The sequence below is a fragment of the Streptomyces sp. NPDC046203 genome, assembly GCF_040646255.1.
Taxonomy (GTDB): domain Bacteria; phylum Actinomycetota; class Actinomycetes; order Streptomycetales; family Streptomycetaceae; genus Streptomyces.
The window spans coordinates 33,338-58,008 of sequence record NZ_JBEYZX010000044.1 but is presented as its reverse complement, the minus strand read 5'-3'; the positions used below and the strand labels follow the sequence as shown (position 1 = coordinate 58,008).

The following is a 24,671-nucleotide window of genomic DNA, read 5'->3' as shown; positions in this document are numbered from 1 at the left end:
GCGGCTACCTGGTGCTCACCGAGCCGTGGCCGGCGATGCTCCGCACCATCTGGGGCGACGACCAGCGCTTCATCGACACCTACTGGTCCCGCTTCTTCGGGACCCGGCCCTGGCGCATGGGGGTGTGGGTGTGCGGGGCTGCCCGTAGGGGGGGTGGGCGGCCCCACGTGGGGGTCAGGCGGCGGAAACCGGGCCCTCGCCGGCGCCGGTGGTCTCGATCGCACGGGTGATCTCGGCGAAGTCGGCCGGGGTCAGCTCCAGTGCCGAGGCGGCGATCCAGCCGTCCACCTGCTGGGGGGTGCGGGCGCCGACGATCGCACCGTCGATGCCGGGCCAGGCCAGCGCCCAGGCGACGGCGACGGCACCGGTGGAGACGCCGTGCCGCTCGGCCACCGGGACGAGGGCGGCGGCGAGGGCGAGGTTGGCGTCCAGGCCGGTGGTGAAGTCGGGGTGGGTCTTGCGCCAGTCGTCGTCCGGCAGGGAGGCGGCGCGCTCCTTGGAGAACGCCCCGGTCAGCAGGCCCGACTGCATGGGCGAGTAGACGATCACGCCGGTGCCGGCCGCGTTCGCCCGCGCGATCAGATCGGCGGAGGCGCGGTTGACCGCGGAGAAGGGCGGCTGGACGACGTCCACATGGGCGACCCGCTCGGCGGCGGCGAGCTGCTCGGGGGAGTGGTTCGACAGGCCGATGGCGCGGACCTTGCCCTCGGCCTTCAGGTCGGCCATGACCTGCCAGTACTCCTCCAGTGGCGTGGCGCCCCGCGCCGTCGCCTGGGCCTGCGGGTCGTTGTAGTCGAGAGCCTCGCCGCCGGTGTCCGGCCAGTGCACCTGGTACAGGTCGATGCTCTCGACGCCGAGGCGGCGCAGGGAGCCCTCCACCTCGCGGCGGACGCTGTCGGGCCGCATCGAGTTGCGCGGCGGGGCGGCCGGGTCGTTGTCGTCCCAGACCAGGCCGCACTTGGTGAACACGTACGGGCGATCGGCCTCGGGGAAGTCGGCGAGGGCCTTGGCGATGACCTCCTCGGAGTGCCCCAAGCCGTAGACGGCGGCGGTGTCGATCCAGTTGACGCCGGCTTCGACGGCATGTCGGATGGCGGCGACCGAGGCGGCGTCGTCCTGGGCACCCCAGGCGTAGTGCCAGCCCCCGCCACCGATGGCCCAGGCCCCGAAGCCGGTGCGGCTGATGGCCATCGAGGTCGTGCCGAGCTGCTTGGCAGGCAGTGTCATGAAACTTCCAACCCTCCACTTGCTGATATTGATCTGTGGGTGACTCTATATAAGAGATCTTATGTGAGCAAGGGGTGTGATGCCCGAGCCCCGGGATCGCCATGAGTCACGGCCGGCTGGTCCCTCGCTCGGTCCGAGGCCGATCATCCGGTCGTACGCCTCGAGCGCCTCGTACGCCTCGAGCGCCAGGGCGTGCACCTGCCCGGATATCCCCTGCTCGGCCCACTCCCTGACGCGACGCCTGATGGTGCGGTCGGAACATCCGGCGGTGGAGATCCGCTCGTATCCAAAGCCGTGGACCAACGCGAGCACGATGTGCTCGAAGACCGTCCGGTCGGCGATCCTGTTGGTCATGGCACTGCCCACCGCGAGATACCAGTTCGCTGTACCGTCCGGCCCCTTGTCGTGGGTGTAACCCATCCCCGTGGTCTCCACGGGGATGGCGACGGGCTTGCCGCCCGATTGCGTGAATGCCTCAAGCGCCTGACGGCGCCATCCGTCCTCCCGCTCGGTGCGTATGGCTGCCGATACGTCGCGCAGTACGGTGTCGTTCTCATCGCTCGGCATCCTGTCGACGTCGAGATCGAGAGTGCTACCGGTTCCGTGCACATAGTGGTCCATGTGCCGGGGCCGCGTCCGTCTTGCCGATGAAGTCACCGCTGTTCGAGATTCCGTTGGCCTGCAACTCCATCCAGAAGTCCCTGAAGCCCGGCGAATCGAGGGGAGCCACGGCGACGTTGCCGGGTGTTGGCCCCGGAGACTGTGTGACTCGCAGCGTGACACGGGCAGTTCATGCCGACCGGTGATGTCTCGGAGTGTAATTCGGTGGTGCTGCGTCCGGGGGCGGGGCTATCGTGCTGCCCATCCGCTCCCTGGGGCCACTCCCGAGGGGCGCTGTCGGCACGTCGAGAAAGAAGCAGGAGGTGAGGACATTGATGACTGTCACCGTGACGGGCTCTGCCCGCATTCAGGAGTTCATCGTTCCCACCCCTGTGGTCTCCGGCTGACACCCATTCGATCCGCGCGCTCGGAGCGCGCCGCCGGGGCCACCCTCCGAAGGGTTTCCCCTTGTTCCACGCCTCGCTCCACCCGTCCTCCTCTTCCTCGTCCTCTTCCGCTGCCTCGCACCCGCTCGCCGCTTACGGCTGGGACGAGGACTGGGCGGACGCGTTCGCCCCGTACGCCGCGCAGGGCCTGCTCCCCGGGCGGGTCGTCCGGGTCGACCGGGGGCAGTGCGACGTCATGACGCCCGAGGGGCTGGTGCGCGCCGACACGGCGTTCGTCACCCCGCACGATCCGCTGCGGGTGATCTGCACCGGCGACTGGGCCGCCGTCGACCCCGACGGGGCCGGCGACCCCCGGTACGTACGCGACTACCTGCCGCGCCGGACCGCCTTCACCCGTTCCACCTCCTCCAAGCGCTCCGAGGGCCAGATCCTCGCCGCGAACGTCGATCACGCGATCATCGTCGTGTCCCTCGCGGTCGAACTCGACCTGGGCCGGATCGAACGTTTCCTCGCCCTGGCCTGGGAATCCGGTGCGCAGCCGGCCATCGTGCTGAGCAAGGCCGACCTCGTGCCCGACCCGGTCGGCCTGTCCTATCTCGTCGAGGACGTCGAGACGGTCGCCCCCGGCGTCGAGGTCCTGCCGGTCAGCTCGCATACCGGCGACGGCCTCGACACGCTCCGGGCGATCGCCACCGGCGGTACGACCGTGCTCCTCGGCGTGTCCGGCGCCGGAAAGTCCACCCTCGCCAACACGCTGCTCGGCGCGGACGCCATGGACGTCCAGACCACCCGCGACGCCGACGGCAAGGGCCGGCACACCACGACCACCCGCAATCTGCTCGCCCTGCCGGCCGGCGGCGTCCTCATCGACACCCCCGGGCTGCGCGGGGTCGGCCTGTGGGACGCGGAGAGCGGCGTCGGCCAGGTCTTCTCGGAGATCGACGAGCTGGCCGCGTCGTGCCGGTTCCACGACTGCGCCCACGAGACCGAGCCGGGCTGCGCCGTCGCCGCCGCCATCGACGACGGCACCCTCCCCGAACGCCGCCTCGACAGCTACCGCAAGCTGCTGCGCGAGAACCAGCGGCTGGCCGCCAAGACCGATGCCCGGATGCGGGCCGAGATGCTGAAGGGCTGGAAGCAGCGGGGCGCGGAGGGCCGCGCCGCGATGGAGATGAAGCAGGGGCGTTTCCGCTGACGGTCGCGTCCGTCGGTGGTCGCGTCCGTCGATGGTTGCTTCCCGGGGGCTCTCGCGGGGTCGGTACGGTACGGGTCACCCGGCGCGGGTTCCTCCGGCGCCGACCCGGTACGGGCCCCCGCCCGCGCCCCCGCACCGACCTCGCCCCCGCACCACCCCCGCCTCCACGGCTCCGTGTCCGAAATCCGCCAGCCCCACCACCGCGCGCCGCGCACACTGGAGGCATGACGGACACGAAGACCGAGGTGGCGGCGGGTGCGGGGGGTACGGGGGGTGCCGCCGGCCCGGTGGGCGGCGTGCCGCTCGACGAGGAGACCCGCTACCAGGCGGTGGGCAGCCGGGACGCCCGCTTCGACGGGGTGTTCTTCTTCGGCGTGGCCACCACCGGCATCTACTGCCGGCCCAGCTGCCCCGCCGTCACCCCCAAACGGCGCAACGTCAGCTTCTACCCCTCCGCCGCCGCCGCGCAGGCCCACGGTTTCCGGGCCTGCCGACGGTGCCGGCCCGACGCCGTCCCCGGCTCCCCGGAATGGAACGTCCGCGCCGACGTCGTCGGCCGCGCCATGCGGATGATCGGCGACGGCGTCGTGGACCGCGAAGGCGTCCCCGGACTCGCCGGACGGCTCGGCTACAGCACCCGGCAGGTACAGCGGCAACTGACGGCCGAACTCGGCGCCGGCCCGGTCGCACTCGCCCGCGCGCAGCGCGCCCACACCGCGCGCGTCCTGCTCCAGACGACCACCCTGCCCGTCACCGACATCGCGTTCGCCGCCGGTTTCGCCAGCGTCCGCCAGTTCAACGCCACCATCCGCGCCGTCTACGCCCGCACCCCCACCGACCTGCGCGCCGAATCCGGCACCGGAACCGGCGCCGGACCGCGCACCGCGCTCGCCGCCGGAGTACCGCTGCGGCTCGCCCACCGGGGGCCGTACGCCGCACGCGAAGTCTTCGACCTGCTCGCCGCCGAAGCCGTACCCGGCATCGAGGAAGTCGTCGGCGCCCCCGGCACCCGCACCTACCGGCGCACCCTCCGCCTCCCCTACGGCACCGGCCTCGTTTCCGTCGACGAACACTCCCCGGGCGACTGGCTCGACGCCCGGATCCGGCTCACCGAACTGCGCGACCTCGCCACCGCCGTACAGCGGCTGCGCCGGCTGCTCGACCTCGACGCCGACCCGTACGCCGTCGCCGAACGCCTCGGCGCCGACCCCCTCCTCGCCGCCGAGGTCGCGGCCCGCCCCGGCGTACGTTCCCCCGGAACGGCCGAACCGGAAGAGTTCGCGATCCGCACCGTCGTCGGCCCCGCCGAGGCCGCCCGGCTCGTCGCCCGTCACGGCACCCCGCTCGACACCCGCTGCGGCGGCCTCACCCACGTCTTCCCCGAACCCGCCGCACTCACCGGCCACCCCGTCGCGGGCCCGCTCGCCACCGCCCTCGCCGACGGCACCGTACGCCTCGACCCCGGCGCCGACCGGGACGCGTCCGCCGCCGCGCTGGCGGCGATTCCCGGGGTCGGACCCGACGCCGTCGCGGCGATCCGGGTGCGGGCGCTGGGGGACCCGGACGTCGCGGTGCCCGGGGCGGGGGAGCGGGAGGAGTGGCGGCCGTGGCGTTCGTACGCGGCGCGGTATCTGGCTCGCGGGGTGCGGGGCGCTGCGCGCTGCTGAGCGGGGCGGTGGTGCGGGGGCGCTGCGTTGTGCGGGTGCGTGGCGTGGTGGGGGCGGGGTGTGGGGGCGCGTTCGGGGTGCTGGGGCGGTGCGCTGGGGGTTCGTGGTGGGTGCGCGTGGGCCGGTCCGGGGGCTCGTGTTCTGCACTGCATGATTTACGGCGCGGGCACCTCCGTAGTGCGTAAAGCCTTCTTTTTCCGCGCCACAAATCACGCTTTACGTTTCGAACACGACCCCCTTCCCGGCCCCCGCTCCCGTCCGCGTCGTGGCGCACCGCCCCGCACCCCTCCCGCTTGAAGGGGTGGGGGTGGGTGCCGCGCGTGGGTGAGGGGAGGGAGGGTTCGGTGATCAAACATCCCTGCTCGGTACGCGTGACTCAGTAGGCGTGGTCCGCCGTGACGTCCGCCGACAGGTCCAGGTGGCGGCGGGCGGTCTCGGGGGAGAGGGATATCAGCGTGGCGGTGAGCGCGTCCACGGTGGCGAGGTGGGCGATACGGCTGGCGGAGGTCTCAAGCCCGAAGACGAGGTCCTGACCGCCCGCCACCAGGACATGGGTGCTGCTCTCGCTGAGGGGCGAGCGAGCGTAGCTGGTGAGGGCGACCACCGCCGCTCCGGCCGCGCGGGCCCGGCGGGCGGTGTCCACCGTCGTGCGGGTGGCGCCGGTGTGGCTGATGGCGAGGCAGACGCCGTCGGGCGGGAGCTGGCCCGCCGCGAGCTGGGCGGTGAGCGGGTCGGCCGGCGCGTCGACGGGGCAGCCGAGCGCCCGCAGTCGGTACGCGGCGTCGAGCGCGACCGCCGCCGAGAGACCGGCGCCGGCGACGACCACCCGAGGCGCCGCGCGCAACGCCCCGGCCGCGGCGGCGAGTACGGCGGTGTCGAGGGTCGCGGCGAGCCCGTCCAGGGCCTCGCGGGAGGCGCGCACCGTGGCCGCGAGGGCCTGGGCCGCCGGATCGTCCTCCGTATCCGTCCGCGCGGGGGGTTCGGTGACGATCCGGGCGGCCTCGATCTTCAGCTCCTGGAAGCCCCGGAAACCGAGCCGCTGGCAGGCGCGGACGACGGTCGAGGGTGCCGTGCCCGCCAGCGCGGCCACATCGCTGACGCTTAGGTGGACCAGGGCCGGGCCCTGGTCGAGGACCGTACGCGCCACCCGGGCCTCGGTCTCGCGCAGCTCCGGCAGCCGGGCGCGGATCCGGGCCGCGAGCGGACCGCCGCTTGGAGCCGCGAGCCGACCCCCGCTTTCGGAATTCTGTTCCATGTGCTTAGCCTAGCGTGGAATTCCATTCCAGGAGTTCGTTCCACGCCGTCCCGCGCAGGAGTCGCCCCGCCATGCCCGGATCGATGTCCACCGCCGCTCTCGTCGCCGTCCTCACGGCCGCGGTCCTCCACGCGGTCTGGAACGCGATGGCCCACAAGATCCCCGACAAACTCGTCGGCTTCACCCTCATCAACTGCGGTTACACCCTCTGCGCGGCCGTCCTCGTCTGCTTCACGCCCGTCCCGCCGGCCGCCGCCTGGCCCTTCATCGCCGCCTCGGCCGCGCTCGAAGTGTCCTCGCACCTGTTCCTGCTGCGCGCGTACCAGCTCGGCGACTTCGGCCAGATGTACCCGCTGGCGCGCGGTCTCGCGCCGCTCCTCGTCGCCGTCGCCTCGGTCACCCTGCTCGGCGGCAGCCTCACCCCGCTCCAGGCCCTCGGCGTCCTGCTGGTCTCCGGCGGCCTCGGGATCCTGGCCCTCGGCTCGGGCCGGATCGGGCGCGCCCAGCTGCCCGCCCTGGGCGCCGCCGTCGGTACGGGCGTGCTGATCGCCGCGTACACCCTCGTCGACAGCTCCGGCGTCCGGCACACCGACGACACCCTCGGATACATCGCCTGGCTCTTCCTCCTCCAGGGCCCGGTGCTGCCGCTGATCGCGCTCGCCCGCCGCCGGAGCGCCCTGTTCGGGCAGCTCAGACCGGTACTGGGAACCGGACTGACCGGCGGAGCGCTGTCCATGGCCGCGTACGGCCTGGTCATCTGGGCCCAGGCGCACGGCGACGTCGCCGCCGTGGCCGCCCTGCGCGAGACCGGCATCCTGGTCGCCGCCGTGATCGCCACCCTCTTCTTCCGCGAGCCCTTCGGGAGGCTGCGGCTGGTCGCCGGCGCGGTGATGCTGGCCGGGATCGGGCTGCTGCACTGACGGCCGCGGTGGCTCGGGGGGACCGGATCGGCCCGCTCCAGCGCCCCCGAGGCGGCCGGGCCCCCTCAGCTCAGGACCAGCGTCCCCACCCACGCCCCCACGATCAGCAGACAGGCGAACAGCTCCACCAGCACACTTGTCCCCACCGCCCGCATCACCGCACGCGTGGCCGCCCGCGCCTGGCCGTGGCCGCCCAGCCGCAGCCGCTCCGACAGATAGACCCCGCCCACGAAGCCGGGAACCGCGCCGAGCACCGGGATCAGGACGAACCCGAGCAGCGCCCCCGCCCCCGCGTACCCCATCGTCCGCCGGGTGATCCCCGGCCCCCGGAACCGGCGCGGCGGCAACTGCCACACCACCGCCTGGGTGAGCAGCAGCAGCCCCGTCGCCGACACCAGCAAAATCCAGGCCGGACCGCTCTGTTCGTGCAGCGACCACCACAGCACCGCCGCCCACACCAGCCACGTCCCGGGCACGCCGGGCGTCAGCACCCCGAACAGGCCGAGCAGCATCACCAGGCCGATCAGCAGAAGCTGCCACACTCCCATCTGCCCAGGGTGCCGGAGAACGGGCGTTCCCGCAGGTCAAAGGGTGCCCAAGAAGTACGGACGAGTGGCCCGGCAACCCCTTCGCCCTACCGGCGCGCCACCCACCCCTTCTCGTACGCGTACCAGCCCAGCTGCAACCGCGTCGTCACGCCCGCCAGTTCCATCAGCCCCTTCACCCGCCGCTGCACCGTCCGCAGCCCCAGGTCCAGCTGCTTGGCCACTGTCGCGTCCGTCATCCCCGCGAGGAGCAGCGACAGGACCTCCAGGTCCACCGGGTCCGGGCCCGGTGCCGCCTCCTCCACCGGCCGCGCGCCCGCGCCGAGCCGCAGCGGCAGCGCCTCGCGCCACACCGACTCGAAGAGGCCCGTCAGCGATTCGAGGAGGCCGCTCGCGTGGACGACGAGGGCGGCCGGCTCGGCGTTACGGCCGGACAGCGGGATCATCGCCAGCGTCCGGTCCGCCACCACCAGCTTCGTCGGGACCCGGTCCACCACCCGGATCTCCTCGTGCCGCCCCAGCGCCGCCGACAGCTCGACCAGCCCGTTCGGCTGCGTCAGGACGTCCCGTTCGACGACCACGCGGTAGCGCACACCCCGCCCGGAGGCCCGTTCCTCCGCCTCGTTGTCGATGCCGGAGACGGCGATCGGGTCGCCGGTCACCAGCGCGCACACCTCGTCGGTGGCGCCCAGTTGGAGCTGGAGGAAGCGGTGGGTGACCGCGCTCGCGCCGGTCACCACCTCCACCAGGTCGTGGACGGCGGGTTCGGTCGCCTCGGTCCGGTACTCCCGCGCGAGCAGGGCCGCCGCCCGTTCCGCCTGCTCCAGGTCGTGCCGCTGCTGGGTGAGCAGCGCGCCGAGGGCCATCCCGGGCGGGGCCGCGACCCAACGGCTCACCCGGGCCGAGGACTGGGCGGCCAGGCCCTGCGACTCCAGGTGGCGCAGCGTCCGCTCGGTGTCGAGTTCCGGCAGCGCCAGCCGATGGGCCAGGTCGGAGACCTCGGCCGCGCCGAGCGCGACCAGCGCGCGGTAGGCGGACTCCTGCCGTTCGTCGAGACCTATCGCACCCAGCATCTGCCGACCCATCCCTCGCGCGGACGCCCCCGGACGACCCGGACATCCCGGGGCGGCCCGCGGACGCATTCGTTCCATTTGGTGCCTGGCGGGAAACGGCCACGGCACATTCCCGCCTCGTTCATCCTGCCCGCACCACCCTCACCTCTGCCAATGTGGCGCCACCGCGGCACCGGCGACCCCCGGACGCGGGGGCCTTCGCCCCGCCGTGTCCGGAACCAGAGAGAGGAGGAGCGATGCGCCTGTATGCGCGTACGGCCCCGGGGGCGGCGCCCATGGCCGTCCCGCCCGTCCCGGCCGCCAACGCGGCCCTGGCCTCCGCGTGCGCGGTGCCGCAGGACGAGTCGGCGCCCGGCAAGCGGCCGCCGACCGGCAACGAGACCGCCCGCGCCGGCCGGCGACGGCCGGTCCCGGTCGCCCTCGCCACCGTGGACCATGCGGGCGCGGGCGCGGGCGCGGGATCGGGCGTGGCCAGTGAGCGGGTCCCCTCTGAGCTGAGGACCGAACCGACGGACGCCCACGGCGGCTCCGTCCCCCTGACCGTGGTCCGCGCCCACGCCGTGCGCTGATCACGCCGGTCCGCCGGGCGTCCTTCCCGTGGGGGGTTGGAGACGTCCGGCGGACCACTTTTTCCGGCGATGCGCCGGTTCCCGGCGGCCCGTCCGGTGGACAATGCGGGCATGACTCAGCAGGGCGACAAGGGCGACACCGGCTGGTGGGACAGGCTCTACGACGGGGCGGCCCAGGACACCGGGCCCGCACCGACGTCCGACAGCCTCGACGAGCGCTACGACTCCGCCGCGGCGACCACCGTCTCCCTGACCGGCCGGACGCCGGTGCCCGCCCCGGCGACGGCGGCCGACCCACCCCTTGCCCCGGCCTCCGGGTCACCCCTCGACCCGGACTCAGGCTCGGCCTCCGCCTCGGACGCCGAGCCCGTCACACCTCCGGTCGCCGAGCCGACCTCCGCACAGCCCCCCGAGACCACCCCCGCGCCAGTCGCCGAGGACGTACCCGCCCCGGCACTCCCCCCGGCACTCCCCTCGGCACCCGCCCCGGCGTCCCAGGCGACCCCCGCCCCGGCGCCCCGGATGGTCCCCGCGCCCCGGCCCCGTACGGGACACATCGGCAGCCGGCCGCCCACCTACGAGCCCGAGCCCACCGCACTGCCCGCCGCCCACCCCGACGCGCTCGGCGACCTCGTCGCCGACACCGTTCTGGACGGCGCTCGCTACGGCGCCTGCACCCTGCGGGCAGCCTCCGTCCGAGGCGACTCCGCCCGTTTCCGGGGCGAACCCCGCCGCGACGCCCTGCTCACCGCCCGCTTCGGCCAGGACGAGGCCGCGCTCGTGTTCGTCGCCGTCGCCACCGGAGACCGCGCCTCCGCACACGCTCCGCTCGCCGCCGCCGACGCCTGCCGCTGGATCGGCGAGGCCGTCGGCCGCAGCCACGCCCGGCTGTCCGAGGACCTCCGCTCGGGCCGGGGCGGCGACCTCGGCGCCGGGCTCCGCCGGCTCACCGACCGCGCCTACCGCAGGCTGCGGGCCCGTGCAGCCGAACACGGCCTCGCCCCGGAGTCGTACTCCGCCCACTTGCGCTGTCTGCTGCTGTCCGCCGACCCCGGCTGCCGCACCCGGGTCTTCTTCGGCGTCGGACCCGGCGGACTGTTCCGGCTGCGCGACGGCTCCTGGCAGGACATCGAGCCGGCGGCGGCCGACCAGGCCGACCAGCCGTACCCGTCCCACCCGCCGCACCGGCCCGACCCGCGCCGCCCCGGACCCGTCGACGCCATCGACGCCCACCCGGACGACGGCACCCCCGAGCCCGCCACCGACACCGACACGGAGGACGACCACGACCACGACCACGAAGACGTCGGCGACCGGTACACCCTGAGCCTCGGTCTCGCCGCCGCGCCCGGCCGCCCCTTCGTCGAGGAGCCGCCGCCCCCGCCCGCCGAGCCGTTCCGCTTCCGCGTCTGCGCCGCCCGCCCCGGCGACACCCTGCTGCTCGCCTCGGCCGGGCTCGCCGATCCGATGCGTGGCGCACCGGCGCTCGCCGGCGAACTCGCCACCCGCTGGGCCGCCGCCGACGGCGCCGAGGTGCCCGGTCTGGCCGCCTTCCTCGCCGATACCCAGCTGCGGGTCACCGGCTACGCCGACGACCGTACGGCGGTGGCGGTCTGGGAGGCGTAACCTCCGGGCCCATGGGTTGATGGACCCATGGCCAAACAGAATGTCGCAGAACAATTCGTCGACATCCTCGTCCGCGCGGGCGTCCAGCGCCTCTACGGAGTGGTCGGCGACAGCCTGAACCCGGTCGTCGACGCCATCCGCCGTTCCTCCGGCATCGACTGGATCCAGGTGCGGCACGAGGAGACGGCCGCCTTCGCCGCCGGCGCCGAGGCCCAGATCAGCGGCCGGCTCGCCGCCTGTGCGGGCTCCTGCGGCCCCGGCAACCTCCATCTGATCAACGGCCTGTACGACGCCCACCGTTCCATGGCCCCGGTGCTCGCCCTCGCCTCCCAGATCCCGTCCAGCGAGATCGGCCTCGGCTACTTCCAGGAGACCCACCCCGACCAGTTGTTCCGCGAGTGCAGTCACTACAGCGAGCTGATCTCCAACCCGGGCCAGATGCCCCGGCTGCTGCACACCGCGATCCAGCACGCCGTCGGCCAGGGCGGGGTCAGTGTCGTCTCCCTGCCCGGCGACATCGCCGCCCAGGCCGCTCCCGAACAGCCCGTCGCGACCGCGCTCGTCACCGCCCGGCCCACCGTCCGGCCGGGGGACGCGGAGATCGACGCGCTCGTCCGGATGATCGACTCCGCCGACCGGGTGACGCTGTTCTGCGGCAGCGGCACGGCGGGGGCGCACGAGGAGGTCATGAAGTTCGCCGAACGCGTGAAGGCCCCCGTGGGGCACGCGCTGCGCGGCAAGGAGTGGATCCAGTACGACAACCCGTACGACGTCGGCATGAGCGGACTGCTCGGCTACGGCGCCGCCTACGAGGCCACCCACGGCTGCGATCTGCTGCTTCTGCTCGGTACGGACTTCCCGTACAACGCCTTCCTGCCCGACGACGTCCAGATCGCCCAGGTCGACGTCCGGCCCGAGCGGCTGGGCCGCCGCTCCCGGCTCGACCTGGCCGTGTGGGGCGACGTCCGCGAGACGCTGCGCTGTCTGATCGAGCGCGTCCGGGAGAAGACCGACCGGCGCTTCCTGGACAAGATGCTGAAGAAGCACGCCGCCATCCTGGAAGGCGTGGTCAAGGCCTACACCCGCAAGGTCGACAAGCACGTCCCGATCCACCCCGAGTACGTCGCCTCCGTCCTCGACGAACTCGCCGACGACGACGCCGTCTTCACGGTGGACACGGGCATGTGCAATGTCTGGGCCGCCCGCTATCTGTCGCCCAACGGGCGGCGCAGGATCATCGGCTCCTTCAGTCACGGCTCGATGGCCAACGCCCTGCCGCAGGCCATCGGCGCCCAGTTCACCGACCCGGAGCGGCAGGTCGTGTCGATGTCGGGCGACGGCGGATTCAGCATGCTCATGGGCGACTTCCTCACCCTCGTCCAGTACGGCCTGCCGGTGAAGGTGATCGTCTTCAACAACTCCTCCTTCGGCATGGTGGAGTTGGAGATGCTGGTGAGCGGCATGCCGTCGTACGGCACCACCAACAAGAACCCGGACTTCGCCGCCGTCGCCCGCGCGTGCGGGGCGTACGGGGTCAGAGTGGAGAAGCCCAAGCAACTGGCGGGCGCGCTCAAGGACGCCTTCGCGCACCGGGGCCCGGCCCTCGTCGACGTCGTCACCGATCCCAACGCCCTTTCCATCCCGCCGAAGATCAGCACGGACATGGTCGCCGGCTTCGCGCTCTCCGCCGGAAAGATCGTCCTGGACGGGGGCGTGGGTCGCATGGTTCAGATGGCCCGCTCGAATTTGCGCAATGTGCCCCGTCCGTGACTCCGTGCACCGGTTCCGTGACGCGAGCCCCATGAATGCGGGTCCCCGGGCGGGGCATGCATCCCCGTGAGCCTGTTCGATCCGACAACGGGGTGGGGGTTATGACCGGGAAGGCGAAGCAGCCGACTCAACTGCTCAGAAAGGTGGGAGGCGCCGATCTCGCCGCGGTTCCGGAGGTGCGGCACGCCTTACGCGCGATGCTGGGCGCCTGGGGCGCACCGGGCGCCACCGACGTCGCGGAACTGCTCACCAGCGAACTGGTGACCAACGCGCTCGTCCACACCGAACACGGGGCCGTCGTCACCGCCACCGTGGAACCCGAACAACTGCGCGTCGAGGTACGGGACTTCGTCCCCGGGATCGACCATCCGCGGGTCCCGTACGCCGACGACGGCACGCACGGCCGGGGACTGATCCTGGTCGAAGCCCTCGCCGACTCCTGGGGTGTCGAGAACCAGGGGGTGGGCAAGGTGGTGTGGTTCGAACTGTACGGCGGGGCCGCCTGAGGAACCCGTGAGGGGAGTGGCGGCCCCGCCGTTCCTGTGCCTGCGAGGGGCGTGGTTCGTGGGTGATGATCAGCCGAACTGCTGCTCCATCGCGGCGAGTTTGCGCTCCATCTGATCGAGCCGGGGCAGCGTCCGCAGGTCGTCCTCGGAGGCGGCCGCGGCTGCGGACGCGGGATCGATCGGGCGGGACTCACCCGCGCGCGACTCGGAGGCCGGGTGCCCGGCCTTCTCCCGTACCGCCTGGAGAGACGGGCGGGTTCGCGGCCCGGACTCCTCGGGCCGCTGTTCGCGCTTCACCCGGGCCGGCGTCCGGTCGGGAACCTCCGCTATGACGGGCTCCGCGACGGCGGGCCCGGTCGGCCCGGTCGCCGCCGCGCCTGTGCCCGTACCCGTACCCGTACCCGTACCCGCGCCGGAGTCGGAGCCGGACGAGGCGCCGAGTGCCGCCGGCGCGGAGCCGGCCTGACGGGCGGCGCCGTTTCCGTACGTCCGGTGCTGCCGGCTCAGCGCCTTCAGCCGGGCCCGGTCCAGCTTGGCTCGCTCCCGCCGGGCGATCCGGCCGCGCCGCCGCTCCCGGCGATCCTCGCGTACCTCGTCCACGGCCTCGTCCAGCGTACGGACGCCCTCCAGGAGCATCAGCGACCAGGCGGCGTACGTCTCCCGCGGTGCCCGCAGCCAGCGGACCATCCGGATCTGCGGCAACGGCCGGGGGATCAGGCCCTGTTCGCGCAGGGCGGCCCGTCGGGTCTGCTTCAGTGCCCGGTCGAAGAGGACGGCCGCCGACAGCGACATGCCCGCGAAGAACTGCGGCGCGCCCGCGTGCCCGAGCCCCCGCGGCGCGTGCACCCAGTTGAACCAGGCCGCGGCCCCCGCGAACATCCACACCAGGAGGCGTGAACCGAGCGCCGCGTCACCGTGGCTGGCCTCCCGTACCGCGAGCACCGAGCAGAACATGGCCGCGCCGTCGAGCCCGAACGGGACCAGGTACTCCCAGCCGCCGTCGAGACCGAGGTTCTGCCGGCCGAAGCCGACCAGGCCGTGGAAGGAGAGCGCCGCCGCGACCGCGGCGCAGCAGAACAGCAGGGCGTAGGCGGCGGAGCTGTACAGGGTCTCCCGGCGCCGCCGGCGCTCCTCGCCGCGTTCCCGGCCGCCCTCGCCGGCCGGCGGGTCCGGGGCGCGTTTCCCGCGCGCGAGCATCGCCACCGCCACCAGGCCGCACACCAGGACCACGCCGCCCGGGAGCAGCCAGTTCAGCGATATGTCGGTCAGTCTCATCGGCGGTGTTCCTTGCCTCGCAGGAGTGCCTCGCGAAACGGCGACGCGGCGGCCATCCTGGCCGACCGGGCGGGACGGACAAGGGGTTTCCGGTGAACAGCATGCCAATGGGGGCGTAGGGGGCGTACGGAGGCTCAATTTGGTCGAACTGGCATGCCGAGGGAGGGGTTTTGTTCGACGGCGAGGGGTGAAGGGAGGCGCGCCGGCGCGAGGGGGAGGACGGCGGGCGCCGCCCTCGCGCCCCCCGGGTGGCCCATTCGGCCCGTTCGGCCTGTCGGACCGGTTGGTCCGTCAGCCGGTGGCGGCCAGCCGGCGCACCCGCTCCGGGTCGGCCGTGCGGGGGCAGGTCAGACAGGTGTCCTCGGGACGCAGTGTGTAGAAGAGACAGCAGGTCACCCGGTCCCGGGTGGCGCGCGGGCCGCCGCATGCCTCCGCCGAACCCGGCAGCTCGCGGAAGTTCGCCGCCCCCGCGTACGGCGCGTACGACCGGACCGTCCCCGGCATCAGCCGCTCCAGCTCGCCGAGCGCCCGGTCCTCTTCGCCGAGCAGCGTCGCCACGTACCAGAGGCCCTCGACGATCTCGTCCGTCACCATTCCCCACAGCGCGCGCCGGCCGCGCCGCATCCGGGGCCCGAATCCGGCCAGCACCGCCTCGAAGTGCTCGGCCAGCGCCTCCCGCGCCTCCGCGCGCAGGGCCTCCTCGTCGGCCACCACCCGCGCGCCCGGCAGCGCCGCCGCCGGATCGCCCGGCAGGCAGGCGAACTCCTCCACGCGCACCGCGAGCCGCCCGAGCCCGCGGTGGAAGGCCACATTACGGGCGGGCAGCCGGGGGACCCGGCGGTCCAGGAACCAGGGGAGCGTGACCAGGAGGCAGGCGGGCCAGGCGTACCGGTGCAGTCCGAAGCCCGCCACCACGTCCGGACGCCCCGCGCTCCCGTAATCCCGGAGCACCTGCTCCTCGTCCCAGGCCAGGAAGGCGTCCAGCTCCTCGCCGCCGGCCGCCAGCTCGCCCGCGCCGAACCAGCCGTCGCCGCGTCGCCCGCCGCCGTCCGTCCACTCCTCGACCCGCAGGGCCGGGAAGACCTCGGCGAGCCGCGCGTAGGCCGCCGCGACGGGCGAACCGGCCGGGGCGGGCGGCGGAGTTCGCAAGGTGGGGACGGTCATACGGGACCACCGAATCGCGCTCGTGGGCAGGTAAGCCTTACCTTACCCGACACGCATGGTGTTTGAACTGCGACGCCGTCCGCCTATCGTGCACGGGGGACCCCGGCACCGCGAGCCGGGCCCGAGACGAAGGCGCAGGAGGACCCGGGTGGACCAGGGCGGTGGCCGCGGCCCGGCGGGGACGCGGGCGGGGGAGCACGCCGCGGCCCGGGAATCCGGGGGCGTGGAGCACGCGGAGTACGTGGAGCACAGGGGTATGGAGAACGGAAACACCCGCGACGGCGGTGGCGGCGGCAACAGCGGCAACGGTGGCAACGGGTGGGGTGCCACCGGAAGCGGTCCCAGGGGCCTCGGCGGCCTCGGCGGTCTCGGCCGCGGGCTCGCCGCGCTCGGAGAGGCCGGATACGCCGGAGTCGCCGGATACTCCGGGTACGGCGACGGGGTCAGGGTGCCGCAGCAGGCCGGCGTCGAGCGGTCGACGGGGCCCGCCGTCCCCGTCCCCGCCTTCCCCGCGGCCCGGGGCGAGCATGTGCACGGCGACATCGACCACGGCGATCCGCACGGCGATCCGCATGACGACCCGCGCGGCGACGACGGCCACGACGGCCACGACGAACCCGCGCACTCCGAGGGCGCGTCCGCGCCCCGGACCGTGCGCCGGCACTCCGTACGCGGCCAGATCCTCCAGTCCCTGCGCGCCGCCCTCCTCGCCGGCGAACTCGTTCCCGGCGAGGTCTACTCCGCGCCCGCCCTCGCCGAACGCCACGGAGTCTCCGCCACCCCCGTACGCGAGGCCATGCAGCAGCTCGCCACCGAGGGCGCCGTCGAAGTCGTGCTCAACCGGGGCTTCCGCGTCACCGAACACACCCCCCGCGAACGCGCCGAGCTCGCCGAGGTCCGCGCCCTCGTCGAGGTCCCCGTCATCCTCCGGCTCGCCCGTACCGTCCCCGCCGCCCGCTGGGCCGCGCTGCGCCCGCTCGCCGACACCGCCGCGCTCGCCGCCGCCCGGGGCGACCGCGCCGGCTACGCCGACGCCGACCGCGCCTTCCACCGCGCGGTCCTCGCCCTCGCCGGGAACGAGCAGCTCCTCACCGTCGCCGAGGACCTGCACCGCCGTACCCAGTGGCCCCTGGCCGGCGCCTCCGGCACCGTCCGGCGCGCGGAACTCGTCGCCGACGCGGCCGCGCACTCCGCCCTCCTGGACGCCCTGATCGCCGAGGACACCGAGGCCGTTCTCGGACTTGTCCGACAGCACTTCACCGGATGGCGCGACTGACGGCTAAGGTCGAGAGCAAGAGGCCTCAGGCATATGACGTCATGCCGTGGTTCCGTTGTGCCGTGGTTCCGTTGGAGGTGGCCATGCCGTCCGTCCGCGCGGACCGCCCCGGGGCCGCCGACCTGCTCGGCTGGCTCACCGACCCCGAGGCCCCGCGGCTCTGTCTCGTCACCGGCGGCCCCGGGCTGCTCGACTGGCTCGCCCGCCACGGCCCCCGCGACGCCGGCCGCCGGCGCACCGTCCGCGCGCTCGTCCCGCTCACCGGACGCAGTGCCCTCGGCGCCGCGTGGGCCGTCGCCGACCACCTAGGGGTCGTCGCGGCGTCCCCGGCCGACCTCGTACGCGCCCTCGCCACCAGCGAGAACGGGCGCGCCGCCCGCACCGTCCTGCTGCTGCCCGCCCTGCACACCGCCGCCGAGCCCGAGGCCGTCGCCGCGCTGCTCGCCGAACTCGCCCGGCTCGGCCGGGTCCGGATGGTCGTCGAGGCACGGCCCGGCACACCCGAGTACGAGCTGCTCGCGCGGGAGCGGGTCGCCGTCGTCGAGCCTGACGACGCCGAGAGTGCGGACGATGCCGAGGGCGTGGAGGACCGTGAAGGGGACGAAGGGACGGCCCCGGCCGTCATCGACCTCTCCGACCCCGCCGCCGTCTGCGCCGCCGACCCCGTCGCCGTCACCACCGGATACATACGCGACCCCTGGGACGAACACGGCGGGCTGCGGGCGGCCTGGCTCCGCGCCGGACAAGCCCTCTGCGCGGCCCCCCGCCCCGCCGACCGCGCCCTCGGCCTGCTCGCCCTCCTCGGCGACGGCGCCGACCCCCGACTGCGGCCCGCGCTCACCGAACTCGCGGCCGGCTCACCCTGGCGGCTGCGCTGGAGCCGGGTCACCGGCGACCTCACCCCGCCCTGGCCCGGACCCGTCACCGCGCTCGCCGCACCCGACGGCATGCTGCTCACCGCCGACCTCGGCGGCACCGTACGCCTCCTCGCCGCCGCCGACGCCCGGCCGCTCGGACAGCTCGACCACCCCGTGACCGGGCGGATCGCCGCCCTCGCGCCCGCCCCCGACGGCACCGTCCTCCTGCTCGACGAACGCGGCCGGCTGCACACCGCGCCAGGACGCGAACCCCGCGCCCCCTATCTGCACCGGCTCACCGAAGCCGTCACCGCCACCCTCACCCGGCACCCCGGGACGGCCCTCGCCACCATCGCCGGATCCGTGGTCGTCGGCGACCGGCTCGGCTCCGTCCACGCCTTCGGGCTCACCGGACTGCACCAGGCGTCACTCCACAGCGGGCGGGTCACCGCCGTCGCCGCCGTCGAGTCCGAGACCCCCTTCGTCTGCAGCGGCGGCAGCGACGGCACCGTCCGCCGCTGGACCCCCGGCCAGGACCCCGACCCCGAGCCCCTGCGCCGTCGCCCCTCGCCCGTCGTCTCCCTCGCCGCCGCGCAGACCCCGCACGGGCCGGTCGTGGCGGCCGCGTGGGGCGACGGCGTCGTGGAACTCCACTGCCTTGAGCAGGGAAGACGCGGCGTGTTCCGGGCGGGGCCGGCGGTGCGGGCGGTGGCGGTGACGGGGGACGGGGCGTTGGTGGTGGGGCTGGACGAGGCGCTGGTGTGTGTGACGCTGCGCTGAGCTGTGGTGGTGCGGGGCGTGGTGGTGGCGGGGCGTTCGGGGCGCGTTCGGGGTGCTGGTGCGGTGCGCTGGGGTTTGTGGGTGGTGCGCGGGGGCCGGTCCGGGGGCTCGTGTTCTGCACTGCATGATTTACGGCGCGGGACCCTGACTTGTGCGCGAGGCGTTGCTGTTCCCGCGCCACAAATCACGCTCTACGTTCCGAACACGACCCCCTCCCCGGCCCCCGCTCCCGTCGCTGTCTCCGCGCACCGCCCCGCACCCCGTCCGCTTGGGTGGCGGGAAGGGGTGGAGGTTGGGGATACCCGTCCGCCGGTGGGGAGTTGGCAGAGGAGTGCAACCTTTGTGGATCACAGCAGTCTGAACATGCGCGCCAGAAGATGGGTCTCCGGCGCCTTTTGAGACTGATATGGGGGATTGCATGGGGAAGAAGCTCTGGAGAGCTGTCGTGGCCGGTGGGGCGGCCGCGGTGTTCACCGGCCTGGCCGCGTTTCCGGCCGGTGCGGCCGAGGGCGGAGCCGAGTTCAGTCGCGTCAAGGTGAACGGTGGCAAGCCGATCGTGATCGGGGTGGCGAACGAGGTCGCGGCGCCCACCACCTTCAGGGTGACGACCACCCGCAAGTGGACGTGGGCGGCGGTGTTCCTGTATCGCGGTCGCACGAGCGACCAGCTGTGGCAGGCCATCGACATCAGTGACTGCATCCCGGTGGTCGGGGGCTCCTGCGACGTCGTCGAGACGATGTATTTCGACCCGACCGTGTGGGACATGCGCAACAGTCTGGCCGGAGCCTGGAAAGTCGGGGCGGAGGTGGACTTCCAGAGCGGCGGCGGTGACACCGACGACAAGGGCATGACGGTCTACGTCAAGCGCAACTCCCGTATGACCGTGAACGCCTCACCCGAGCCGGCGGCCAAGGGCGGCACACTGACGGTGACCGGAAAGATCACGCGCGCCGACTGGGACGCCAAGAAGTACGTCTCCTACGAGGGCCGCAAGGTGAGCCTCCAGTTCAAGCCGGCCGGCGCCGCCTCCTACACCTCGGTGAAGTCGGTGTACGCGAACGGCAAGGGCGACCTCAAGACGACCGTGAAGGCGTCCAAGTCGGGTGCGTGGCGCTGGATGTACGGCGGCAACACCACGACCGGGGCGTCGACTTCGGCCGGGGACTACGTCGTGGTGAAGTGACCTTCCAGGCTCGCCTCGCGGGTCGGCCCGAGGCGGCAGCGGTCTGCTCCCCCTCGGGCTCTCCCTCGGCGTACGCGCACCCGTAAAGGTCCCTAGGTCCCTAGATCGCCGGGCGCGGGGTCAGCTGGCCTGCCAGCCAGGTGGGGACGCCGCCCAGGAGGCGGAAGAGGCGGGCCGCCTCCTCGCGGAGGCGGCCCGCCTCCGGTTCGGACGCGGTCGCGGCGAGTGAGGCGAGGGCCGGGGCGGTGCCCACCAGGTAGCCCAACTCCTCGCGGATGCGCAGGGATTCGGAGAATCCGTGCCGGGCCTCCGTCAACTCGCCCTCCCTCAGGGCGAGTCCGGCGAGGTGCCGCCAGGTGAAGGAGAGCAATAACGAGTCCCCGTGAGCCGTCGCGGCCTCGTGGGCGCGGCGGTAGGCCGCGCGGGCGGCCTGGGGGGAGTCGCCGAGGTTCTGGGCGACCAGGCCGCGCCGGAAGTCGAGCAGGGCCCGCCGGGGGGTGTCCGGGTCGATGAGCGCCGCCGCCCGGCCGAGCGCCGCGCGGGCCTCGTCGGCCCGGTCGCGTACCCCCAGGAGAGTGGAGGCGTACGCCAGATAGCCCCGCTCGCAGGCGGTCGCGCCGCGCTCCTCGTCCGTCCGGGTGACCGCCTCCGCCGCGCGCAGCGCTTCCTCGGCCTCGGGCCAGCCCTGCTCGGTGTACAGACAGCGTTCGATCAGCAGGGCCGCCCGCTCCAGGGCCGCGGCCGGATCGGCCGCGCGAGGGGTGAGCAGCTCCGCCGCGTCCGTCCAGCAGCCGCGCGAGCGAAGCCTCCAGACCGCGGTCTCCAGTGGGGTTCCCCGGCCGTACGCCACATTGGCCTCCCGTAGCACGCCGTCGAGCTGTCGAGTAGGACGGCATCTCAACACGAACTCCGGGCCCGGCCAAGGGGTCGGGTGAAAATTTTCACAAAGGGAGGGGCTGGTGGGACGGGGCTTGAAGCGGCTAAAAGCGGGCGCCGGTTGTGTCCTCAGGGGCGCGGGTTGTCGCCCGATGAGCCGAAAAGATACGGGTGACCTCGGCGTTCACCCGTATCTTCCGTATCTTCGGTGGGTTCCGTATCTTCTGTATCTCCCGGATCTTCCGCATGCGCGGGATGGCCTGGCCCATACGGTGGCCCGGGCGACGATCCGTGCGGCCTACGCCGCTCAGCTCATGCGGAGCGCCAGGAAGAAGTCGAGCTTGTCCTCAAGCCGGGACAGATCGCGGCCCGTGAGCTGTTCGATCCGCCCGACCCGGTACCGCAGCGTGTTCACGTGCAGATGCAGGCGGGTCGCGCAGCGGGTCCACGAGCCGTCGCTGTCGAGGAACGCCTCCAGCGTCGGGATCAGCTCGGCCCGGTGGCGCCGGTCGTAGTCGCGCAGCGGGTCGAGCAGCCGCGCGGTGAACGCCCGCCGGACGTCGTCCGGGACGAACGGCAGCAGCAGGACGTGCGAGGCCAGCTCGTGGTGCCCGGCGGCGCAGACCCGGCCCGGGCGGGCGGCGGCGACCCGGCGGGCGTGCCGGGCCTCCTCCAGCGCCCCGCGCAGCCCCTCCGCGGAGTGCACCGAGGCGCTGACGCCCAGGGTGAGCCGCCCGTCCTCGCCGAGCCCGGCGGACAGCGGGCCGCGGATGGCCTTGAGCAGCACGTCCGCGTGCAGACCGAGCGCCGCGGACGGCAGCCCGTCCTCGGACTCCGGCAGCGGCGCGGCGGCCAGCGGGACCAGCGCGATCGCCTCGTCGCCGCTGTGCGCGACCGCGATCCGGTCGGCGGAGTCCGGGCCCGTGGCGGCCGGATCGACCAGGATCTCCTCCAGCAGGGCCTGGGCGACATGCCCGCTGTCGATCGGGTTCTGCCCCGGCTCCTGCGCCCACTCCAGGCGGGCGACGACGACCTGCCAGTGCGGCGCGTTGCCGAAGCCGGGCAGCAGCACCGGCGCGGCGACCCGCAGCCGGGCGGCGATCTCGGCGGGCACCGCGCCCGCCTGCACCAGCTCCAGGACCTCCTGGGCGAGCCGGCGGCGCACCGTACGGGCCGCGTCGCGCCGGTCGCGCTCCACGGCGATCAGCTGGGTGACCCCCTGGAGCAGGTCCATCCGGGCCGGCGGCCACTCGGCGGCGTCGGCCTCGACGGCGAGCAGCCAGTCGGCCAGCACGGTCTCGCGCACGTCGCGCGGCCCCGGCGCGGCGGTGCGGGCGGTGTTGCGGATCGGGAAGAGGGAGTACGTCGTCCCGCCGGTGGTGACCCGGTGCGGGGCGCGCCGCCCGGCGCGGGTCGCGGCCAGGTGTTCGCCCGCCAGAGTGGCGGCCACCTCGGCGTCGAGCGGCTCCCCGGCGCCCGCGATACGGCGGCCGGTGGGGGAGAAGACCCAGGCCCGCAGGTCGAGGTCGGAGCCCAGCAGGTCGAGGACGACATCGGGGCCGCCGCCCGCCGGGCCGGAGGTCATCAGCCGCCGGTGGCGGTCCACGACGGCGGCCAGATCGCCCGCCCGCTCGCCGGACACCTGGCGTACGACGTGCTCGGTGATCGTCGCGAACGCGACGGACTCGTTCACCGCGAACAGCGGCAGCTCGTACCGCGCGCACGTCTCCACGAGCGCGGGGACGCTCGCGAGCTCGACCTCGCCCGCGGCGACCGCGGCCACCCCGGCGGTCGTCACGGCACGGACGAAGACCTCCACGTCGGCCGGCTCCCGCAGCCCGGCGAGCCCCGTGAGCACCACCTCGCCCCCGGACAGATAGCGGCTCGGGTCCTTGAGATCCGTGGTCATCACGCCGCGGACGGTACGGTCCAGCGCCTCCGCGCCGCCGAGCAGCCGCAGCCCCAGCGCGTCGTTCTCCAGCAGTGCGCGCAGCCGCATGATGTCGCCGCCGTTCCTTCTCGTCCGTTGTCCGTCATGGGGTGGGGTGAACGACGGCGGCCCGGGGCCATCGCGTTCGGGGGAACGGAGAGCGCACCGCGCTTCCGTCGTTCGTTCGAATCTACAAGACGACGGCGCCTGGCAGCCAACCGCTTCATGGTTTCTGTCACTGCACCCCGGACACCCGGGCTTGTGTACTGGATCACATCCGGGGTGTGGGGTTGTGTGGGGCGAGCACACGGCGACAGCGGCCGCAGGGCTTCCCGGGCCCGTACGACACGCCTCCGGCCGGCTCCTCGCCCCCGGCCCCGTACGCCGTCCCGCATCACCCAGCAGAAGAGAGCCAGCATGGACTTCCTTCGCCCCGCCGACTGGGAGGAGGCGCTCGCGGCCAAGGCCGAGCACCCCGCGGCCGTACCCCTCGCGGGCGGCACGGACGTCATGGTCGAGATCAACTTCGACCACCGGCGCCCCGCGTACCTCCTCGACCTGACCCGGATCGACGAGCTGAACACCTGGGAGGTCGGCGAGCACACGGTGCGGCTCGGCGCCTCGGTCCCGTACACCCGGATCATGGAGCACCTGCGCCGCGAACTGCCCGGCCTGGCACTCGCCGCGCACACCGTCGCCTCCCCGCAGATCCGCAACCGCGGCGGCGTCGGCGGCAACCTCGGCACCGCCTCCCCGGCCGGCGACGCCCACCCCGCGCTGCTCGCCGCCGGCGCCGAGGTCGAGGTCGCATCGGTGCGCGGCACCCGCCGTATCCCCATCGACGCCTTCTACACGGGTGTGAAGCGCAACGCGCTGGAGCCCGACGAACTCATCAGGGCCGTCCACATCGCGAGGGCGGACGGCCCCCAGCAGTTCTCCAAGGTCGGCACCCGCAACGCGATGGTGATCGCCGTCTGCGCCTTCGGCCTCGCCCTGCACCCCGAGACCCGGACCGTGCGCACCGGCATCGGCTCGGCGGCCCCGACCCCCGTACGGGCGCGCGCCGCCGAGGAGTTCTTGAACGCGGCGCTCGAAGAAGGCGGCTTCTGGGACAACGGGAAGATCATCACCCCGTCGGTCGCCCGGCAGTTCGCGCAGCTGGCCACCGGCGCCTGCGCCCCGATCGACGACGTACGGGGCACCGCCGCGTACCGCCGGCACGCCGTGGGCGTCATGGCCCGGCGCACCCTCGGCTGGGCCTGGGAGCAGTACCGCAACGGTGCCGGGCGCACCCTCGAAGGAGCTGCATGACCATGCGAGTCCACTTCACCGTCAACGGCCGCGCGCAGACGGCCGACGACGTCTGGGAGGGCGAGTCCCTGCTGTACGTCCTGCGCGAGCGGCTGGGGCTCCCCGGCTCCAAGAACGCCTGTGAACAGGGCGAATGCGGGTCCTGCACGGTCCGGCTCGACGGCGTTCCGGTGTGCGCCTGCCTGGTCGCCGCCGGCCAGGCCGAGGGCCGCAGAATCGATACGGTCGAGGGCCTCGCCCGGTACGCCGAGCGGCGCGGGCGTACGGGCACGGAGGCCGGCGCGCCCGGGACCGGCCCGGCGGACGGCACCTCGCTCGACGAGGCGCGCCGGTGGCGGGCCCGGCCCGACGAGGAGGAGCCGGGAGCGGGCGGCCAAGGCGGGCCCGCCGTACCCGGGCCCGCCGCGCTGTCCCCCGTCCAGCAGGCGTTCCTCGACGCCGGCGCCGTCCAGTGCGGCTTCTGTACGCCCGGACTGCTCGTCGCCGCCGACGATCTGCTGGAGCGTCACCCCTCGCCGACGGACGAGGACATCCGCGAGGCGCTCTCCGGCAACCTCTGCCGCTGTACGGGATACGAGAAGATCCTCGACGCGGTCCGCCTCGCCGCCGCCCGCCAGGACAGCCCGGTGGACGGTCACGGTCGGACGGTCAGCCTGACG

The 24,671-nt window shown here is 73.8% G+C and carries 19 protein-coding genes and 2 pseudogenes; 12 read left to right on the top strand and 9 right to left on the bottom strand.

The window, feature by feature from the left end; genetic code table 11:
- Positions 1-174: 174 nt before the first annotated feature.
- Both ABZ990_RS25505 and ABZ990_RS25500 read right to left on the bottom strand, forming a co-directional pair.
- On the bottom strand, positions 175-1,227 hold the full coding sequence (locus tag ABZ990_RS25505) for an aldo/keto reductase (protein WP_361235963.1): 1,053 nt from the start codon (positions 1,225-1,227) through the stop codon (positions 175-177).
- 135 nt (positions 1,228-1,362) lie between these two features.
- Positions 1,363-1,572, bottom strand: a pseudogene (locus tag ABZ990_RS25500) (IS5/IS1182 family transposase); the annotation flags it as partial.
- Positions 1,573-2,295: 723 nt separating this feature from the next.
- On the opposite strand from ABZ990_RS25500, the gene rsgA reads away from it, so the two are divergent.
- Together rsgA and ABZ990_RS25490 are read left to right on the top strand one after the other, a co-directional pair.
- Complete coding sequence (rsgA, locus tag ABZ990_RS25495) at positions 2,296-3,429, top strand: ribosome small subunit-dependent GTPase A (RefSeq protein ID WP_361235960.1); 1,134 nt, start codon at positions 2,296-2,298, stop codon at positions 3,427-3,429.
- 224 nt (positions 3,430-3,653) lie between these two features.
- Positions 3,654-5,096: an AlkA N-terminal domain-containing protein gene (locus ABZ990_RS25490; protein WP_361235957.1), complete on the top strand. Its 1,443-nt coding sequence runs from the start codon at positions 3,654-3,656 to the stop codon at positions 5,094-5,096.
- Positions 5,097-5,472: 376 nt separating this feature from the next.
- Here the strand turns inward: ABZ990_RS25490 and ABZ990_RS25485 are convergent, their stop codons facing one another.
- Positions 5,473-6,351 carry a MurR/RpiR family transcriptional regulator gene (locus tag ABZ990_RS25485; protein ID WP_361235954.1) on the bottom strand — a complete coding sequence of 293 codons (879 nt, stop codon included), beginning with the start codon at positions 6,349-6,351 and terminating at the stop codon, positions 5,473-5,475.
- Between the two features lie 71 nt (positions 6,352-6,422).
- Between ABZ990_RS25485 and ABZ990_RS25480 the strand changes: the two genes are divergently transcribed.
- The gene (locus tag ABZ990_RS25480; protein ID WP_361235951.1) at positions 6,423-7,271 is read left to right on the top strand and encodes an EamA family transporter; all 849 of its coding nucleotides are present in this window, start codon (positions 6,423-6,425) and stop codon (positions 7,269-7,271) included.
- A 65-nt stretch (positions 7,272-7,336) separates the two neighbouring features.
- On the opposite strand, the gene ABZ990_RS25475 is transcribed toward ABZ990_RS25480, so the two are convergent.
- Together ABZ990_RS25475 and ABZ990_RS25470 are read right to left on the bottom strand one after the other, a co-directional pair.
- Positions 7,337-7,819, bottom strand: coding sequence for a DUF456 domain-containing protein (locus ABZ990_RS25475; RefSeq protein ID WP_361235948.1), 483 nt, complete (start codon positions 7,817-7,819; stop codon positions 7,337-7,339).
- 86 nt (positions 7,820-7,905) lie between these two features.
- Entirely contained in the window at positions 7,906-8,889 is a 984-nt protein-coding gene (locus ABZ990_RS25470; RefSeq protein WP_361235945.1) for a helix-turn-helix domain-containing protein, read from the bottom strand.
- Between the two features lie 236 nt (positions 8,890-9,125).
- Between ABZ990_RS25470 and ABZ990_RS25465 the strand changes: the two genes are divergently transcribed.
- The 4 genes from ABZ990_RS25465 (at position 9,126) to ABZ990_RS25450 (ending at position 13,360) form a co-directional block, all read left to right on the top strand.
- Complete coding sequence (locus ABZ990_RS25465; protein WP_361235943.1) at positions 9,126-9,458, top strand: hypothetical protein; 333 nt, start codon at positions 9,126-9,128, stop codon at positions 9,456-9,458.
- Between the two features lie 111 nt (positions 9,459-9,569).
- Positions 9,570-11,084 (top strand): protein phosphatase 2C domain-containing protein, encoded by a 1,515-nt coding sequence (locus ABZ990_RS25460; RefSeq protein WP_361235939.1) that lies wholly within the window; start codon positions 9,570-9,572, stop codon positions 11,082-11,084.
- 27 nt (positions 11,085-11,111) lie between these two features.
- Entirely contained in the window at positions 11,112-12,854 is a 1,743-nt protein-coding gene (locus ABZ990_RS25455) for a pyruvate dehydrogenase (protein WP_361235936.1), read from the top strand.
- A gap of 101 nt (positions 12,855-12,955) precedes the next feature.
- Positions 12,956-13,360, top strand: a complete 405-nt coding sequence (locus ABZ990_RS25450) for an ATP-binding protein (RefSeq protein ID WP_361235933.1) — start codon at positions 12,956-12,958, stop codon at positions 13,358-13,360.
- A gap of 69 nt (positions 13,361-13,429) precedes the next feature.
- On the opposite strand, the gene ABZ990_RS25445 is transcribed toward ABZ990_RS25450, so the two are convergent.
- Positions 13,430-14,635: a DUF2637 domain-containing protein gene (locus tag ABZ990_RS25445; RefSeq protein ID WP_361235930.1), complete on the bottom strand. Its 1,206-nt coding sequence runs from the start codon at positions 14,633-14,635 to the stop codon at positions 13,430-13,432.
- A 291-nt stretch (positions 14,636-14,926) separates the two neighbouring features.
- On the bottom strand, positions 14,927-15,799 hold the full coding sequence (locus tag ABZ990_RS25440; protein ID WP_361235927.1) for a (2Fe-2S)-binding protein: 873 nt from the start codon (positions 15,797-15,799) through the stop codon (positions 14,927-14,929).
- Positions 15,800-16,247: 448 nt separating this feature from the next.
- On the opposite strand from ABZ990_RS25440, the gene ABZ990_RS25435 reads away from it, so the two are divergent.
- From ABZ990_RS25435 to ABZ990_RS25425, 3 genes are all read left to right on the top strand, one after another.
- Positions 16,248-17,075, top strand: a complete 828-nt coding sequence (locus tag ABZ990_RS25435; protein WP_361235969.1) for a GntR family transcriptional regulator — start codon at positions 16,248-16,250, stop codon at positions 17,073-17,075.
- 83 nt (positions 17,076-17,158) lie between these two features.
- Complete coding sequence (locus ABZ990_RS25430) at positions 17,159-18,712, top strand: hypothetical protein (RefSeq protein WP_361235924.1); 1,554 nt, start codon at positions 17,159-17,161, stop codon at positions 18,710-18,712.
- Between the two features lie 418 nt (positions 18,713-19,130).
- Entirely contained in the window at positions 19,131-19,895 is a 765-nt protein-coding gene (locus ABZ990_RS25425) for a hypothetical protein (protein ID WP_361235921.1), read from the top strand.
- A 100-nt stretch (positions 19,896-19,995) separates the two neighbouring features.
- On the opposite strand, the gene ABZ990_RS25420 is transcribed toward ABZ990_RS25425, so the two are convergent.
- The gene (locus ABZ990_RS25420) at positions 19,996-20,745 is read right to left on the bottom strand and encodes a hypothetical protein (protein ID WP_361235966.1); all 750 of its coding nucleotides are present in this window, start codon (positions 20,743-20,745) and stop codon (positions 19,996-19,998) included.
- Positions 20,746-21,078: 333 nt separating this feature from the next.
- The gene (locus tag ABZ990_RS25415; RefSeq protein ID WP_361235919.1) at positions 21,079-22,770 is read right to left on the bottom strand and encodes a PucR family transcriptional regulator ligand-binding domain-containing protein; all 1,692 of its coding nucleotides are present in this window, start codon (positions 22,768-22,770) and stop codon (positions 21,079-21,081) included.
- Between the two features lie 348 nt (positions 22,771-23,118).
- Between ABZ990_RS25415 and ABZ990_RS25410 the strand changes: the two genes are divergently transcribed.
- Complete coding sequence (locus ABZ990_RS25410; protein WP_361235916.1) at positions 23,119-24,012, top strand: xanthine dehydrogenase family protein subunit M; 894 nt, start codon at positions 23,119-23,121, stop codon at positions 24,010-24,012.
- 2 nt (positions 24,013-24,014) lie between these two features.
- Positions 24,015-24,641, top strand: a pseudogene (locus ABZ990_RS25405) ((2Fe-2S)-binding protein); the annotation flags it as partial.
- Between the last annotated feature and the right edge of the window lie 30 nt (positions 24,642-24,671).

Coding starts and splice junctions, on each gene's coding strand:
- ABZ990_RS25505 (WP_361235963.1), bottom strand. CDS start 1,227: ATGACACTGCCTGCCAAGCAGCTCGGCACGACCTCGATGGCCATCAGC.
- ABZ990_RS25490 (WP_361235957.1), top strand. CDS start 3,654: ATGACGGACACGAAGACCGAGGTGGCGGCGGGTGCGGGGGGTACGGGG.
- ABZ990_RS25485 (WP_361235954.1), bottom strand. CDS start 6,351: ATGGAACAGAATTCCGAAAGCGGGGGTCGGCTCGCGGCTCCAAGCGGC.
- ABZ990_RS25480 (WP_361235951.1), top strand. CDS start 6,423: ATGCCCGGATCGATGTCCACCGCCGCTCTCGTCGCCGTCCTCACGGCC.
- ABZ990_RS25475 (WP_361235948.1), bottom strand. CDS start 7,819: ATGGGAGTGTGGCAGCTTCTGCTGATCGGCCTGGTGATGCTGCTCGGC.
- ABZ990_RS25470 (WP_361235945.1), bottom strand. CDS start 8,889: ATGCTGGGTGCGATAGGTCTCGACGAACGGCAGGAGTCCGCCTACCGC.
- ABZ990_RS25465 (WP_361235943.1), top strand. CDS start 9,126: ATGCGCCTGTATGCGCGTACGGCCCCGGGGGCGGCGCCCATGGCCGTC.
- ABZ990_RS25460 (WP_361235939.1), top strand. CDS start 9,570: ATGACTCAGCAGGGCGACAAGGGCGACACCGGCTGGTGGGACAGGCTC.
- ABZ990_RS25455 (WP_361235936.1), top strand. CDS start 11,112: ATGGCCAAACAGAATGTCGCAGAACAATTCGTCGACATCCTCGTCCGC.
- ABZ990_RS25450 (WP_361235933.1), top strand. CDS start 12,956: ATGACCGGGAAGGCGAAGCAGCCGACTCAACTGCTCAGAAAGGTGGGA.
- ABZ990_RS25445 (WP_361235930.1), bottom strand. CDS start 14,635: ATGAGACTGACCGACATATCGCTGAACTGGCTGCTCCCGGGCGGCGTG.
- ABZ990_RS25440 (WP_361235927.1), bottom strand. CDS start 15,799: ATGACCGTCCCCACCTTGCGAACTCCGCCGCCCGCCCCGGCCGGTTCG.
- ABZ990_RS25430 (WP_361235924.1), top strand. CDS start 17,159: ATGCCGTCCGTCCGCGCGGACCGCCCCGGGGCCGCCGACCTGCTCGGC.
- ABZ990_RS25425 (WP_361235921.1), top strand. CDS start 19,131: ATGGGGAAGAAGCTCTGGAGAGCTGTCGTGGCCGGTGGGGCGGCCGCG.
- ABZ990_RS25415 (WP_361235919.1), bottom strand. CDS start 22,770: ATGCGGCTGCGCGCACTGCTGGAGAACGACGCGCTGGGGCTGCGGCTG.
- ABZ990_RS25410 (WP_361235916.1), top strand. CDS start 23,119: ATGGACTTCCTTCGCCCCGCCGACTGGGAGGAGGCGCTCGCGGCCAAG.